This window comes from Marinomonas aquimarina (assembly GCF_900089755.1).
Taxonomy (GTDB): Bacteria; Pseudomonadota; Gammaproteobacteria; order Pseudomonadales; family Marinomonadaceae; genus Marinomonas; species Marinomonas aquimarina.
Genome location: NZ_FLOC01000002.1, coordinates 1 through 14,475, shown reverse-complemented (window position 1 = coordinate 14,475; position 14,475 = coordinate 1). Strand labels below are relative to the sequence as shown.

Sequence of the window (14,475 nt, the reverse complement as noted above, 5' to 3'; positions counted from 1 at the left end):
GGCTATGCAGTTGATCCGTCAAATTTAATTCTTAAAGTTCTAGGGGGGGATCGCGTATACTTTAGGGGTAAATTTACTGATAGGAAGTACCATGACCCACCTAAGTGTAAACCTGAATAAGATTGGCCTGTTGCGTAACTCACGTGGCCGTGATTACCCAAATATGTTGACCATGGCACAACGCACGCTTGAGCTTGGTGCCTTCGGTATTACCATTCACCCACGTCCGGACCAACGTCATGCTACTTATCAAGATGCTTATGATTTAAAGGAGCTGCTGAAACAGTACCCTGGTCGTGAGTTGAATATTGAAGGTTTCCCCGATGAAAAATTCTTGGAAGTGGTACTCGAGGTTGAGCCAGAGCAGTGTACTTTGGTACCAGACGATCCCAATCAACTGACTTCTGACCATGGCTGGAACATTGGCCGAGATCAAGATGCATTGCGTCCAGTGATTGCTAAACTTCAAGAGAAAGGCATTCGTGTGGTGCTGTTTATGGATCCAGTGGCCGACAACATGGCCCTGGCGAAAAGCGTGGGGGCAGATCGTGTTGAACTGTACACTGAGGCGTATGCCAATGCCTACCACACAGAGCAACGTGATGAGGTCAACGTTACCTACCAAGAAGCGGCACAAGCTGCACTGGAGGCAGGTTTAGGTGTGAACGCTGGCCATGACCTAGACCTCGAGAATGTCGGTTTACTATGTGCTGACAAGCGCATTACTGAAGTGTCTATTGGCCATGCCTTGACGGTCGAAGCATTAGAGTTCGGCTGGGACAATGTGGTGAAGAAATACTTGGGGCAAATGGCTTGAGCCAGCCCCCAGTCAAACGCTCACTATGTGCCCACTGTGGATATCCTACAGGGCAGTGTGTCTGTCATTTGATAGCGCCTGTGACTGGTGACGTCACCGTGTGGGTACTGCAAGATAAACATGAGGCAAAGCATGCGAAAAACAGCGCACGTTTATTTGCCTTATGTTACGACAAGACTCGAATTGTGTCGTTTGCTGAGCCAGAGCAGTTGTCTGCCTTTATGGACGCGGTCGACCCTGAGCAGGCGTTGCTGCTATTTCCTGGTGAGCAGGCCCTAGCAGTGGAGTCACTTAGCCAAGCGAAGATAGCCGCCATTAAGCATCTGATTTTACTGGACGGTACTTGGCCTAAGGCAAAGAAAATGCTCTGGCTCGAGGAGCGCCTGGGGTGTTTTAAGCAGGGTAAGTTTACCCACGCACCGCGTTCGCAATATGAGATTCGCAAATCTCCTAATGCCGAGGCGTTATCTACCTTAGAAGCGGCAGTGTACGCCTTAGAGTGCTGCGGCAACGCACAAATTTCAAACATTAGAGACTTTTTTAGTGACGTAATTGCACTACAATGGTCTAAGCAACCAGAAGAGCATAAGCATCGCTCTTAATGGAGGTTTTCATGGATAAGCAAACAGAGTTAGAAGTTCAAGCGGCTGCGTTTCGTCGTTTGGTAGAACATTTAGACGAACGCAAAGATGTGCAAAACATTGACCTAATGAACTTAGCGGGTTTCTGTCGTAACTGTTTGAGTAAATGGTATGCGGCAGCGGCGCAAGAGCGCGGTGTTGAAATGGATTATGAACAAGCCCGTGAGGTGGTTTATAAAGAGCCTTATGCGGATTGGAAAGCCAAATATCAAGCCGAAGCCAGTGCTGAAAAATTAGCTGAATTTGCTAAAAACGCCCCAGCCGAGTAATCCCATGCTCAATACGCTTCCATGGATCTGGCAGAGAGTACATCACTGGTTCTATTACGGGCTGGTGTTCACGCTTTTGTTAGTTACCGTGGGAGCCTCTCCTTGGCTTGTCGCCGATATTTCTCAAAAATATGTCACTCTGGCAAAGCGGATAGGTGCTCAATATGGCCCGCGGGCCGAGCTGCGCATCATGGCGTGGCGTCGCACCGTTGAAGAATCCAGAGGCTTACCAATAGAGCAGCAGTTACAAAATGTTAATGGCTTTTTTAACATGTTGCAGTTCGTTAACGACATCGATCATTGGGGCAAAAATGACTATTGGGCGACACCAATTGAATTTCTTGGCAGTGGCGGTGGTGACTGTGAAGACTTTACCATTGCCAAATATTTTGCCTTAAGAGAGCTTGGTGTACCGGACGAAAAGCTTAGGCTAGTGTACGTCAAAGCCTTGCGACTCAATCAGCATCATATGGTATTGGCCTATTACCACACGCCGACATCAGTGCCAGTGCTGCTGGATAATCTAGATAAAACAATTAAACCTGCGATTCAGCGCAACGATTTGTTGCCGATCTATTCATTTAATGCTGAGAACTTATGGCTGGCCAAAGAAAAAGGCCGTGGTCAGCTTGTGGGTGGTTCATCTCGTTTAAGTCTGTGGACTGACTTAAATAACCGATTAACGGATTTAGAGGGCTAGGAGACATACTGTGACACTCTTTCGACAATTACTACTTACTATTGTTTTTCTGCTGTCTCTGATGCTTATGGTGGTTATGGCGATTAATTTCCAAACGACCAAGAGTTATTTGATTGAACAGCTGCATTCGACGACACAGGACTCTGCCACCTCACTGAGTATGCAGGTATCAGACTATATGGCACTTGAAGACTATGTGTCCGTAGAAAGTTACGTGAATGCTGTGTTTGATAGTGGCTATTTCTCCGAAGTGCGGGTTCATGCCTACGCTACAGATGCCGACATTACGCGTTCTAATGTGACTAAGATCTCGGGAGTGCCGAATTGGTTTATCAATGCCATCGACTTTGAAGTGCCGACCGCCAATGCGGTGATTTCCAACGGTTGGAATGAGCTCGGTCAGGTCTACATTACGGGGAGCGCAGGATACGGTTACTACCAACTCTGGTTAGCAAGTCGTGACTTATTGCTTTCCTTTCTTGCTATTGGCTCGGTGGCCATTTTAATCGGCGGTTTGTTGTTGCGCTGGTTGTTTAAACCATTATCTGAAGTGGAAAAGCAAGCCGAAGCCATCCAACAGCGTCGTTTTGTGCAGATGGAAAAGCTCCCCAAAACCCGTGAACTGAAGTCTGTAGTGGAGTCTATGAACCGCATGGCGGCCAAGCTCGAACGTGAGTTTGCAGCGGAGGCTCAGACGGCCCAGTGGCTACAGGCGAAAGCCTTTAAAGACCCCGTCAGTGGTTTGGGTAACCGTAACTTTTTTGAAAGCCAGGCCGCGGCACACTTTTCAGAGACAGAGCGCACGTATGATGGCCTGATGTTAGTCAGCTTGATTGACTTGGCTAAAATCAATAACGAAATGGGCTACGAAGCGGCCGATAACTTTATTCGCAGTGCCGCCGGTGTCTTGGAAACTCACCTGACCAGTTTTCCGAATGCTACCTTAGCGCGTTTAAGTGGCGCGGATTTTGTCGCCTTGGTGCCAAATATTGAATTAGCACGCTTAAAAGAGCTAGTGTCGGGCATCATGCTCGATCTGCATGAACTGGCCGGATCACGCATCAGTTATTCGGACGCGGTGGCCAACATCGGTGCCGTAGTGATGGATGCCTCGGTCACTCGTTCCAGCGCCATGGCGCAAGCGGATGCGGCGTTACGTGCTGCCAAGCAAGCAGGGGCCAATGAGTTTAAAGTGTTTGACTCTGAAACCGGTCAGCAAATGGCCATCGGCCGGATTGCTTGGAAAGAGATGTTGGAGTATGCCATTGAGCATCGCAGTTTTGTCCTTCGTCGCCAACCCGTTGCCGCGGCAAATGACCGTAACAAATTGTTACAGCAAGAATTATTTGCCAGTTTAGAATTTGAAGGTAAGCAATATCACGCAGGTTATTTTATTGCCTTGGCAGAACAATTTGATCTCGGTGAGCAAGTCGACCAAGTCATTATTAAGAATGTCATCGAGACGGTGCAAACCACCGATCAAACTGGCCCGTTTGTAGTGAACTTGTCTACCTCGGCTTATGCCAAGATTGCTTTTGTGAGCTGGCTGGACAAGGTGTTGCAAAGTCTGCCTGATAAGGTGAAACAAAAGCTGGCTTTTGAAGTCTCAGAACAAAGCGTGTTGGCGGCCGAAGACCATGCGTTTTTGTTGGTGCAAACGCTGAAGCGACATCAAGTGAAGTTTGGTATTGATAATGTGGGTAAGCAGTTTTCCGCTTTCCAATATTTACAAACTTTGATGCCAGATTATGTCAAAGTTGATCCGTCTTACACCAAATTGGCGATTGGCAAAGATTCTGAATCTTTCTTTATGCATACCCTGTGTAAGATGTTTAACAGCTTGAATATCGATGTGATTGCAACGGGTGTGGAAACCGATAAGCAGGTGGAAGTGTTACAGCGCTTTGATATCAGTGGTGTGCAAGGTTATGGCGTGGGCCGACCAGTAGCATTTGAAGAGTAGAGTGATTACGATGACGCTTTAAATTAAAGCGTCATCGGCGCGGATATCACCAATCAAGATTTCATTATTGCCATTGTGTATACCACGTACGAATTTTCGGCTTAACAGTTTCTTTTGTGCGGCCATGGGCAGTTCAGTGAAATGAATTAAGTGTTTCTCAGTAAGAAGATCAATCAAATCTTCTAGCACACGCATCATCTCTTGGTCGGAGGAGGTCAGCAGCTCTTGGGACGAATCATGGTCCAGTGTTTGCGCCAGAATCTCCGCCACGTGCGGATCGTTGGGCGACACTAATACTGTGTAGTCGTGATCTTGATAAGGGGCAACATCGACAATATCGCCCTGTTCGTTGACTTTTGCATAGAGCATGCTTCATTCCTCTGTGTTACGCATTGGTCGATTGTAAATCATAGTATTATATTTATGTTATCTTTTATCTAGTTCAGTGTGCTGAATATAGATTCTTTATGAGAGCCGCTCTTTATGCCATTATTTCGGAAAAATAAGAGTACAAGCGATAGGGATCAAAACGTGTCTCAAGAAGAGCGCATTAAGGAAAATACAAAGCGTTGGTTACATTCTGAAAGTGATCAAGCGAACGCAAAGAGTGATGACCAAGGTGACATGACTCCAAGCTCAGCAAGGCCGCATCAAACGGCTGCTCAGCCTACTGAAGGTAAAACGTCGACCAATCGAACGCCGGGAAAAACACCGCAGCCGAGTGTTCATAAATCCACTGCACAAACCACTTCTCCAAAGCCGGCAGCTGCCGCAACAGAGTCTTCTTCGAGCGAAGACCTGACAAACGACTCTCATACAACGTCATCTAATCAGCATAGGCCGTCAGAGCCTGATTCGGCGCCAGAAAACAAAAGTAAGCAGCGCGATGGTTCTTCTTGGGAAGATTACTCTGACCAATTGGAGAGTGTTGATCCCTTATTAGACTGCTTGGTGCTGCTTTCGAAACACTACAATAACCCCTACACCGCCGAAGGGATTTTGTCTGGCTTGCCAACTTCTGCCGAGGGCATGACACCGTCCATTTTTACCCGGGCGGCCAATCGCATAGGTTTTGTTTCACGTTTTGTAAAACGACCACTTAACAAAATAGCGCAGGAGCTGATGCCCTTGGTGCTATTACTAAAGGGCAAGAATGCCTGCGTTCTGTTACGTATCGATACGCAAGCGGACAGTGTGACCTTGCTGATGCCAGAATCTGGGGCAGGTGAAGTGACCATGTCCTTAGCGGAGCTTGAGGCGCAATATTCTGGATACTGCTTTTTTATTCGCCCACAATTCCGTTTTGATAAACGCTCAGGCTTCGAGGCCGAGCAAGAGAGTCATAAGCACTGGTTTTGGGGAACCTTATCGGCCTCATGGCGCATTTATCGTGATGTCTTTATCGCATCGCTTTTGATCAACGTATTTGCGCTCGCCAGCCCGCTGTTTGTCATGAATGTTTACGATCGCGTGGTACCAAACAACGCTTTCGAAACACTGTGGGTGTTGGCCGCTGGCGTCAGTGTGGTCTATTTCTTTGACTTCTTGCTACGCATATTACGGGCTTACTTTATCGATATTGCAGGCAAGAAATCCGATATTTTGATTTCTTCTAATATCTTTTCGCGGGTCAATAATATCACCATGGCATCGCGTCCCCGCTCAGTGGGGGGATTTGCCAAGAATCTACAGGATTTTGACAGCATTCGAGATTTTATCACTTCCGCATCGATCACGACGCTAGTCGATATTCCGTTTATGTTCTTAATCGTTGCAGTGATTTATATGATTGGCGGCCCTTTGGGGCTGATTCCTATCGTCACGATTGTCGCTGTGCTGGTGTATTCGTTCGCGATTCAAAAGCCTTTGAAGCGCTCAATCGAGGAAGGGCAAAAAACGGCGGTGCAAAAGAACGCCGTGCTGATCGAAAGCTTATCAAATGCTGAAAGTGTCAAATTGAATAATGCTCAGGGAGCGTTGCAACAGAACTGGGAGCAGGCAGTTGGCAACATTGCTGATTGGGGGCTTAAAACTCGCCAGTTGGCTCAGTCCTGTTCCTCTTTTGCCATGGTGGCGCAACAGATGACGACTGTTGCCATGGTTGTGTTCGGTGTTTACATGATCTCAGAGCGAGAAATGAGCATGGGGGCTCTGGTGGCTTGCGTGATGTTAACCGGCCGAGCGTTAGCGCCGATGGCGCAGTTTGCCGCGTTAGCGGCGCGTTATAATCATGCCAAATCTGCTTTTGATGGCATCAATTCGATTATGGCTTCACCGGTAGAGCAGCCGGACGATGTGAAGTTTGTTCACCGCGATCGATTTGATGGCAGCTTTGAATTTGAAAACGTGGCGTTTAGTTACCCAGACCAAGATCAGAATGCGGTCTCTGCTATTAATTTAAAAATTAAAACCGGTGATAAAGTCGCCATTATTGGTCGTATTGGCTCTGGTAAGACCACGCTGGGTAAGCTGATGATGGGCTTATACGAACCCAAAGAGGGCTCAGTCCGTATCGATGGCATTGACTTAAGACAGATCAATCCCGTGGATCTCAGGCGTAATATCGGTGCTGTATCACAAGATGTGACGCTGTTTTATGGCTCTATCAAAGACAATATTTCTTTTGGCGTGCCCTTTGTTGATGATCAGGCGATTGTGCGCGCAGCGGATCTGTCTGGTGTGTCTGAGTTTGCCAACCTGCGCGCCGCAGGCTTAGACAGCATAGTCGGTGAGCGCGGCCATCATTTGTCAGGTGGTCAGCGTCAAAGCGTTGCGATTGCTCGAGCGCTATTATTTGACCCGAGTATCCTGATATTGGATGAGCCAACCGCGTCCATGGATAACACCACTGAGACCCGTATGCGCCGCCGTTTAGCGAAAATCATGCAGGATAAAACCCTGATTTTGATCACCCATAAGTCGTCCATGCTAGATCTAGTCGATCGCTTGATTGTTATGGACAGTGGTCGAATCGTCGCAGATGGGCCGAAAGAGCATGTGTTCGAAGCACTGCGTCAAGGTAAGTTAAAAGTGAGCTAATGATGTCTAGAAGTAACGAACGCAAGAAAGTTGATCAGGCAGACTTGGAGTTTCTCACCGACCGTAACGCTGCCATTATGTTGAAGGCTCCACAAGGAGGTCGAATTATTCTTTGGGGAGTATTCGCCTTCCTTATCTGTGCTTTGGTTTGGGCCAATTATACCGCCGTGGATGAAGTGACGGTGGGGCAGGGCAAAGTCATTCCTTCAAGCCAAGTTCAGGTTATTCAAAACTTGGAAGGGGGTATCGTTAAGGAGATTAACGTCAAGGTGGGTCAAGTGGTTGCTCAAGGCGCCCTGTTGATGACCATCGAGAACACGGAGGCGGTGTCCTCGTTACGTGAAAGGCAAGTAGAGCGTGCCAATTTGATGGCTCGTGCAGCCCGTTTAGAAGCCGAGGCGAATAGCAAAGAGCCGTCTTTTGCGGAGTTTATTCAACAAGATTACCCGGATGTGATTAACCGTGAGATGGACTTGTACCGCAATCGATTAACCTCGTTACAGGCAAACCAAGCCATTTTCGAACAACAGATCGCACAACGACAACAAGAAATCGTTGAGCAGCGTGCCAAGTTGGGTAACTTCCAAGACAGCTATGAATTAGCCAATGAAGAATTGCGGCTGACACGCCCCGCCTTTGAGCGAGGGGCTGTATCACGTGTGGAGTTGCTGCAGTTAGAACGTCAGGTTAACCAATTGCAAGGGGATTTGCAGGCCACTCGGTTAGCGTTACCAAGAGCACAGTCTGCTTTAGAGGAAGCGCGCACCAAATTGGCGGAGAGTACGGCTAAGTTTCGTGCCGAAGCACAGGAGCAGCTGACGGAAGTACGCTCGCAGCTGGATCAGCTAAGAGAAGCCAGTGTGTCTCTTGAAGATAAGGTGGACCGGACTCTGGTGCGCTCTCCCGTAAAAGGCATCGTCAAGCAGGTGCAAATCAATACGGTCGGCGGTGTGATTAAGCCAGGTATGAGCTTGATGGAAATCGTGCCGGTAGAAGATTCTTTACTGATTGAGGCTAAAATTCGTCCTGAGGACATTGGCTTTATTAAGCCAGAGCTGCCTGCGGTTGTGAAACTGACCGCGTATGACTTTTCTATCTATGGCGGCTTGGAAGCTAAGGTGGAAAATATCTCTGCGGATACTATTCTAGATGAAGAAGGGAATAGCTTTTATGTCGTTAGGGTCCGTACCGAGAAAAGCTATCTAGGGCCTGTCGATTCACCGCTCTCGATTATTCCAGGTATGCAGTCGACCGTTGATATTATTACCGGCAAAAAGACCATTTTAGACTATATACTCAAGCCTATTTTTAAGGCACGTCAGAATGCCTTGCGTGAGAGATAATTACAAAGTCTTGATCTAGGGAAGTCGTTTTTTACAAAAGTTAACAACTGGTATTACGTCTCACTAATATAATCAAAGGTCAATTGAGTGTCGTTAGACTATAAGGAGCCGATCTTGAAAGTATTGTGCTGGAATGCAAATGGGTCAGTCTTCGAACATTGGAAAAAAGTTTCTCCATCAGGAACACTTTTGGCGCAGAGCTTTGACTTCAAAGGAACCGTTGAACAATTAGAACAGGACTCCTTTGAGTACTGCTTTGTCTACTTAGATAACGATGAGTTTTCGCGTCAAGTTGAGCAGGTGGTTCAGCTACGCGAGCAGTTTCCTGATCTTAAGATCATTGCTTTCCCGTTTCTTCGTAGTCAGTCCGCCGCCATTCGCATGCTTTCAATGGGGGTCAATGGGCAATGCTCGCCTTATATTGCTAAAGAGCAGCTGGGGCTTGTGTTATCTGTGATCAACTCTGGTGAGATTTGGGGTGGAAAGGAGCTGATTCAGCAGTTGATTCAAAGCTCCTCCCAGCAGTCCGCAGCGACCGATGCGCCGCAGACGTTCACAGGTGCAGAGCTGCTGTCAGAACGAGAGCTTGATGTGGTCAATTGGGTTGCCAAGGGCGTTTCAAACAAAGAGATTGCGCGTCACTTAGATGTCACTGAGCGCACTATCAAGGCCCATCTAACGGCGATCTTCAAAAAGTTGCATATTAAAGACCGTATCTCCTTGGCTTTATTGGTTCAACGTGGCCATTTAGATCAGGAAGCGCAATCCATATCTCACTAATGGTTGTTTCAATGCGGCCGACATCTCCTTAAGTCGGGGCGCTTTTCAGTGTTGCTGATGTAATTAACGCCTGTAACAAAAAAGCATCTACGGCTTGAGTGCCGTAGGTGCTTTTTTAGTTTATGAGGTAACATAGTGCTTCTGTTGCCCTATGCTCTCGGCGAAGCATAGGGTTTTGTTACTGATAGGGAAACGACATTAGTTCATGAGCGATAAGTTTGATGTGACAGCATTAGTGCTGGCCGGTGGTGAAGCGCAGCGTATGGGAGGGGTTGATAAAGGCTTACAACTCTATGCAGGGCGTACCTTAATTGAAATTATGATGGCACTGGTCAAGCCTGTGTCACAACAGCAATTTATCAGTGCCAATCGTAGCCTCGTCGTTTACCAAACGTTATCTAATACGGTGGTGACGGATGTGGCTCCATGGCAGGGCATTGGTCCACTTGGTGGCTTGTTTGCGATATTAGACCGACTGACTACCAGTCATCTTTTATTGCTGCCCTGTGATACGCCGCGTTTTTCTGCCGAGGCTTTGAAATGTTTGCTGCAAGCGGCTGAGCAAGCGCCCGAGTTGATTCATTTTATTGAAACAGAATCGGGACCTCAACCACTGCATGCAGTGCTACCCGTAGCGGCATTAAAGCAGTCACTGCCTATCTTTTTAGCTCAAACTGAGCATTTTGGCGTGATGAGTTTCTATAAGCAAATTGGTAGACAGGCGGTGTATTGGGAGCATGATGAGGAACTGGTAAATATAAACTACCTTGACCAGCTTGCGCCCTAATGACGTCGAGCTTAAGGTAGCTCGGCGATCTTATCAAGGTTGAGAGTATAGGACTCGCCTTTCTCGAAATGCTCCATTTTAACCAGCAAATAGTCATATGCGGGAGCGAACCAAAAGAATTGATGGCGCTTATCAGATAGGTTGTCTGTACGCACAACCTTGATGGTGTCGAGCTGACCGAGCTTGGTTTTGATCAGTTCGTGATCGCGCTTTTCAAAACTGTAGCGTTTGAGTTGGCCGCCGTCGGCAATGTCATAGCTTAACTGCTCTCTATGGCTTTTGAGGTCTTGTCGTAGCTGTAACTGAAGTGTGAGTCTGTCCAGGCTGATGTCATTAATGGGCATTGTCCATGGCCCGCCCTTAACGTGATTGACGGCGGTCATCGCCTCCCAATCGAAGGTCACAGTGACATCTTTGCGCTTGCCAATAATACGTGAGGAATAATGGTACCTGGTAGGGCGCAGGCTATCCCCTTGAAGTGAGAATTGACTGGATTCTTTTAAGCTAGCAAGTAGGGTGTCGACCACAAAATCAAACCGATAGTCTCCTTCAGCCGTTGCCGTTAGAGTTTGCTTGCCTTCCACTTTCAGAGTAATGCCTTTTTTATACACTGTGCTGTAGACGGCGCGATAGGGCGTAAAAAAAGTCTCAGCAGTGTGTTCTTGAGCGTCACTGGCGGTCAGGTCTGCGGCGTTTTGATCAGAAGCATAGGGTTGGATGGTAGAGGTGCCATGAGCAGCGAAAGCAGTGTAAGAGGGTATTATCTGTGAGATAAGTGCAATGGCGACAATCTTTTTGATAATACCCATCTTAAATTTCCTAGTGTTCGTTTAATTCCGTTGTATAACGCACACCTGACTCGGGTAAAGCCTCACCGTCTAGAACGGCTTGACCATGTTGAAAAGTTAATCGACCGGAGCTGAACCATTTAACGCTTAGGGGATAAATGATGTGCTCCAGCGCGTGAACTTTCTGAGCCAGCGAGTCAGCAGTTTCATCTGACGATATTTCGGTGTTTGCTTGTAAGACCACAGAGCCAGCATCCAGTTCCGAAGTAACAAAATGAACGGACACACCATGTTCCGCTTCACCGGCGTCAATCGCACGCTGGTGAGTGTTTAATCCTTTGTACTTTGGTAACAGTGAAGGGTGAATGTTAAGCATTCGGCCTTCGTAGTGACGCGTAAAGTCTTCCGTAAGAATACGCATAAAGCCTGCAAGTACAACCAGCTTAGGCTGATACTGGTCAATCAGTTCCATAAGCGCATGATCGAACGCTTCGCGACTCTCAAACTGCTTATGATCCAATGCATGACTTGCGATACCAGCTTTCGCCGCGCGCTCCAATCCGAAGGCAGACGCTTTGTTGCTGATCACAGCTTTAATATCAATATCGAGATTACCTTGCAGGCTTTGATCAATCAAAGCCTGCAAATTGCTGCCGCTGCCTGAAATTAAAACAACGACTGGAAAACTCATGCAGACGCCTCAAGGTCAGAGATTACAACCTCTTTGCCTGTTTTGTCACGAATTTCACCGATCACCCAAGCATTCTCACCTTCCGCTTTTAGGATAGCAAGTGCATTGTCTACGTCAGCAGCGTCAATCGCTAGTACCATACCAACACCACAGTTCAGTACGCGGTACATTTCTTCTTGCTCAACGTTGCCTTGCTCTTGTAGCCAGTCAAAGATAGCTGGGCGAGTCCAGCTGGCAGCGTCAATGTAAGCTGCTGCGCCTTCTGGCAATACACGTGGGATGTTTTCTAGCAAGCCGCCACCAGTGATGTGAGACAATGCTTTTACGTTGACTGATTCCATCAATTTAAGGATGGATTTAACGTAAATTTTAGTCGGTGCTAGTAGGGCATCTTTCAGTGCAACACCGTCGACTTCTTCATCAAGCTTCGCGCCGCTAACTTCTAGAATCTTACGGATCAAAGAGTAGCCGTTTGAGTGTGGGCCAGATGAGCCTAGTGCAATAAGCGTGTTACCAGATTCTACTTGGCTGCCATCGATGATTTGATCTTCTTCAACCACGCCAACACAGAAGCCTGCTAGATCGTAGTCACCATCGTGGTACATACCCGGCATTTCAGCCGTTTCACCGCCAACTAGGGCACAGCCAGATTGTAGACAGCCTTCACCGATACCGGTTACAACGTCAGCCGCAACATCTACGTCCAGTTTGCCGGTTGCGTAGTAGTCTAGGAAAAGTAGTGGCTCAGCACCCGCAACAACTAGATCGTTTACACACATTGCCACTAGATCGATACCGATTGTGTCATGCTTGTTTAGATCCATTGCCAAACGCAATTTAGTACCCACGCCGTCAGTTCCTGATACTAGAACTGGGTTTTTGTACTTCTGTGGTAGACGAGTTAGGGCGCCAAAGCCACCAAGTCCACCGAGTACTTCAGGGCGGCGTGTTTTTTTACTAACGCCTTTAATGCGCTCAACAAGTTCGTTGCCTGCGTTAATGTCTACGCCTGCGTCTTTGTAACTAATCGAGGTTTTTTTCGATTCGGTCATTGCCTAAGCCTTATCATGGTGTGGGAAAAACGGCATTTTAACACAGTGGAAAATAAGGGCTATGGTTCTTTGCATAGAAGACAGTAGAATAGAGCAAATACGATAAGTAAGGGGATTGTTTTGAAGCGTATTTTCTATATGTGGCTACTGTTGTTGTCCTCATTTAGTTTTGCAGTGCCGGTATCCAACTTATATTCGTCGGTGGTGCAAGTGCCGGCCAGTCTTGGAGATCAACGCTTATTAGAGCAAGCATTCAGTCAAGCCATCAAGGATGTCTTGGTGCGTGTATCTGGACAGGAGGCTCAGTTATCTAACTCGGTGCTAAACAGTGCTCAGCGTGCCTCAGGCAGTTGGGTGGCGCAACACTCAGTGCGAGATGTGGCGGATGTTAGAGCGGGGGCAGAGGGCGTTGAGGCGCTCAAAGAGGTGAGCGTTAGCTTTTACCAGGAGTCGGTGGATCGCTTCTTATTTGAGCAGAATTTACCTGTTTGGGGAGCAGATCGCCCCAGTATCCTAGTGTGGATGGTGGAAGAAGGTTCTGGTTCTAGGCAAATGTTAGGGGCGAACAATTCATCCAATGCGTTGTCTTCGCTGTTTAACGATGCCCAACAGTACGGTTTGCCGGTGTATGCGCCATTGTTAGACAATGTGGATCGTAATGCTTTAAATAGCAGTGCCCTATGGGGCTTTTTTGAAGGCGATATTTTACAGGCCAGTCAACGCTATCAAACCGATGCGGTATTGGCGGTTCGAGTGCGTGATTCTCAGGGGGGGACTGTGGTCGACAGTATGCTGTTGTCGCCAGGTCAGTCGTCACGAACGGTGTCTGGCTCAGGAGCGACTCAGGCGGATGCCTTGCGTCAGGTGCTTATGCGACTCTCTGCGATTTTGTCTGATCGATACGCTTCGACTAAAATGTCTGGTCAGAGCGCACTGTCTGTTAAAGTGGACGGCGTACAAAGTTACCGTGCCATGGCGACGTTGAAAAACTATCTTGCTTCGATTGGTGTTGTCCAGCAGATTCAATTGCGCAACATTGTCGACGGCCAAGTCGAGTTCAATGTACTAATTAATGGTACGGCTGACAAATTTCGAAACAGTGTCGCTTTAAACAGTATGTTAGTGGCTAAGCCTTTAACGGGCATGAATACGGTCCCTGCGAGCATTGTTGAATATCAATATATAGGTGAAGGTAATAACTGATGACCAATGCAGCCGAAGTAAAGCCAGTACTAAAGGACTTCTTTGCGCGCCCAGTCGAAGAACAGCAAGACTTCTTACAGCAGACTTGGTGTAACGAATGTATGGAAATGGATTTGGGTATGAAGAATCCGCAAGAGTTTGAGGCGGGTGATCGTACTTGGATTGAAGGTGAGTGCGTCAAGTGTGGCACTAAAATTATCACTGAATTAGTGTTTGAAGACGACGAAGAATAATCATCCGGTGATTGTTTTGAAACAAAAAAAGCGGCCTATGGCCTAATGCTGTTCACTTAAGCGAAACAGCATTACGAGATACCGGATATCTTGTCTTTGATTGCTTTACCATGCGGGGCCTATTAGGCCTCGCTTTCTTTTGTTCCAAAAACAAATTACATATCCCTGA

Annotated in this window: 15 protein-coding genes; 11 read left to right on the top strand and 4 right to left on the bottom strand. The window is 47.4% G+C overall.

Annotated elements, in window-relative coordinates:
- The first annotated feature begins 91 nt into the window (after positions 1–91).
- The 5 genes from MAQ5080_RS02095 to MAQ5080_RS02075 are packed head-to-tail and all read left to right on the top strand — an operon-like array spanning position 92 to position 4,390.
- Positions 92–817 carry a pyridoxine 5'-phosphate synthase gene (locus MAQ5080_RS02095; RefSeq protein ID WP_067205529.1) on the top strand — a complete coding sequence of 242 codons (726 nt, stop codon included), beginning with the start codon at positions 92–94 and terminating at the stop codon, positions 815–817.
- Positions 814–1,419: a tRNA-uridine aminocarboxypropyltransferase gene (locus MAQ5080_RS02090; protein ID WP_067205532.1), complete on the top strand. Its 606-nt coding sequence runs from the start codon at positions 814–816 to the stop codon at positions 1,417–1,419. The genes MAQ5080_RS02095 and MAQ5080_RS02090 overlap by 4 nt, the downstream gene beginning before the upstream one ends.
- 11 nt (positions 1,420–1,430) lie before the next feature.
- Complete coding sequence (locus tag MAQ5080_RS02085) at positions 1,431–1,727, top strand: DUF1244 domain-containing protein (RefSeq protein WP_067205535.1); 297 nt, start codon at positions 1,431–1,433, stop codon at positions 1,725–1,727.
- A gap of 4 nt (positions 1,728–1,731) precedes the next feature.
- Positions 1,732–2,427 carry a transglutaminase-like cysteine peptidase gene (locus MAQ5080_RS02080; RefSeq protein WP_067205538.1) on the top strand — a complete coding sequence of 232 codons (696 nt, stop codon included), beginning with the start codon at positions 1,732–1,734 and terminating at the stop codon, positions 2,425–2,427.
- Between the two features lie 10 nt (positions 2,428–2,437).
- Complete coding sequence (locus tag MAQ5080_RS02075) at positions 2,438–4,390, top strand: bifunctional diguanylate cyclase/phosphodiesterase (protein WP_067205541.1); 1,953 nt, start codon at positions 2,438–2,440, stop codon at positions 4,388–4,390.
- An 18-nt stretch (positions 4,391–4,408) separates the two neighbouring features.
- Here the strand turns inward: MAQ5080_RS02075 and MAQ5080_RS02070 are convergent, their stop codons facing one another.
- Positions 4,409–4,759 (bottom strand): hypothetical protein, encoded by a 351-nt coding sequence (locus MAQ5080_RS02070; protein ID WP_067205542.1) that lies wholly within the window; start codon positions 4,757–4,759, stop codon positions 4,409–4,411.
- 255 nt (positions 4,760–5,014) lie between these two features.
- Between MAQ5080_RS02070 and MAQ5080_RS02065 the strand changes: the two genes are divergently transcribed.
- The 4 genes from MAQ5080_RS02065 (at position 5,015) to mobA (ending at position 10,339) form a co-directional block, all read left to right on the top strand.
- Entirely contained in the window at positions 5,015–7,429 is a 2,415-nt protein-coding gene (locus tag MAQ5080_RS02065; protein WP_082860997.1) for a type I secretion system permease/ATPase, read from the top strand.
- Positions 7,429–8,772 (top strand): HlyD family type I secretion periplasmic adaptor subunit, encoded by a 1,344-nt coding sequence (locus MAQ5080_RS02060; protein ID WP_231870769.1) that lies wholly within the window; start codon positions 7,429–7,431, stop codon positions 8,770–8,772. The genes MAQ5080_RS02065 and MAQ5080_RS02060 overlap by 1 nt, the downstream gene beginning before the upstream one ends.
- A gap of 189 nt (positions 8,773–8,961) precedes the next feature.
- The gene (locus MAQ5080_RS02055; RefSeq protein WP_231870770.1) at positions 8,962–9,552 is read left to right on the top strand and encodes a helix-turn-helix transcriptional regulator; all 591 of its coding nucleotides are present in this window, start codon (positions 8,962–8,964) and stop codon (positions 9,550–9,552) included.
- A gap of 205 nt (positions 9,553–9,757) precedes the next feature.
- A complete protein-coding gene (gene mobA / locus MAQ5080_RS02050; protein ID WP_067205545.1) occupies positions 9,758–10,339 on the top strand; it encodes a molybdenum cofactor guanylyltransferase in 582 nt (193 codons plus the stop codon).
- 11 nt (positions 10,340–10,350) lie between these two features.
- Here the strand turns inward: mobA and MAQ5080_RS02045 are convergent, their stop codons facing one another.
- The 3 genes from MAQ5080_RS02045 to purM are packed head-to-tail and all read right to left on the bottom strand — an operon-like array spanning position 10,351 to position 12,870.
- Positions 10,351–11,148 (bottom strand): DUF3108 domain-containing protein, encoded by a 798-nt coding sequence (locus tag MAQ5080_RS02045; protein ID WP_067205547.1) that lies wholly within the window; start codon positions 11,146–11,148, stop codon positions 10,351–10,353.
- A 10-nt stretch (positions 11,149–11,158) separates the two neighbouring features.
- On the bottom strand, positions 11,159–11,818 hold the full coding sequence (gene purN / locus MAQ5080_RS02040; protein WP_067205549.1) for a phosphoribosylglycinamide formyltransferase: 660 nt from the start codon (positions 11,816–11,818) through the stop codon (positions 11,159–11,161).
- Positions 11,815–12,870, bottom strand: coding sequence for a phosphoribosylformylglycinamidine cyclo-ligase (gene purM / locus MAQ5080_RS02035; protein WP_067205552.1), 1,056 nt, complete (start codon positions 12,868–12,870; stop codon positions 11,815–11,817). Before purM ends, purN begins: the two co-directional genes overlap by 4 nt.
- 120 nt (positions 12,871–12,990) lie before the next feature.
- Here purM and MAQ5080_RS02030 point away from each other — a divergent pair, with 120 nt between their 5' ends.
- The gene (locus MAQ5080_RS02030; RefSeq protein WP_082860994.1) at positions 12,991–14,073 is read left to right on the top strand and encodes a DUF2066 domain-containing protein; all 1,083 of its coding nucleotides are present in this window, start codon (positions 12,991–12,993) and stop codon (positions 14,071–14,073) included.
- On the top strand, positions 14,073–14,306 hold the full coding sequence (locus tag MAQ5080_RS02025; protein ID WP_067205554.1) for a hypothetical protein: 234 nt from the start codon (positions 14,073–14,075) through the stop codon (positions 14,304–14,306). Before MAQ5080_RS02030 ends, MAQ5080_RS02025 begins: the two co-directional genes overlap by 1 nt.
- Positions 14,307–14,475 lie beyond the last annotated feature (169 nt).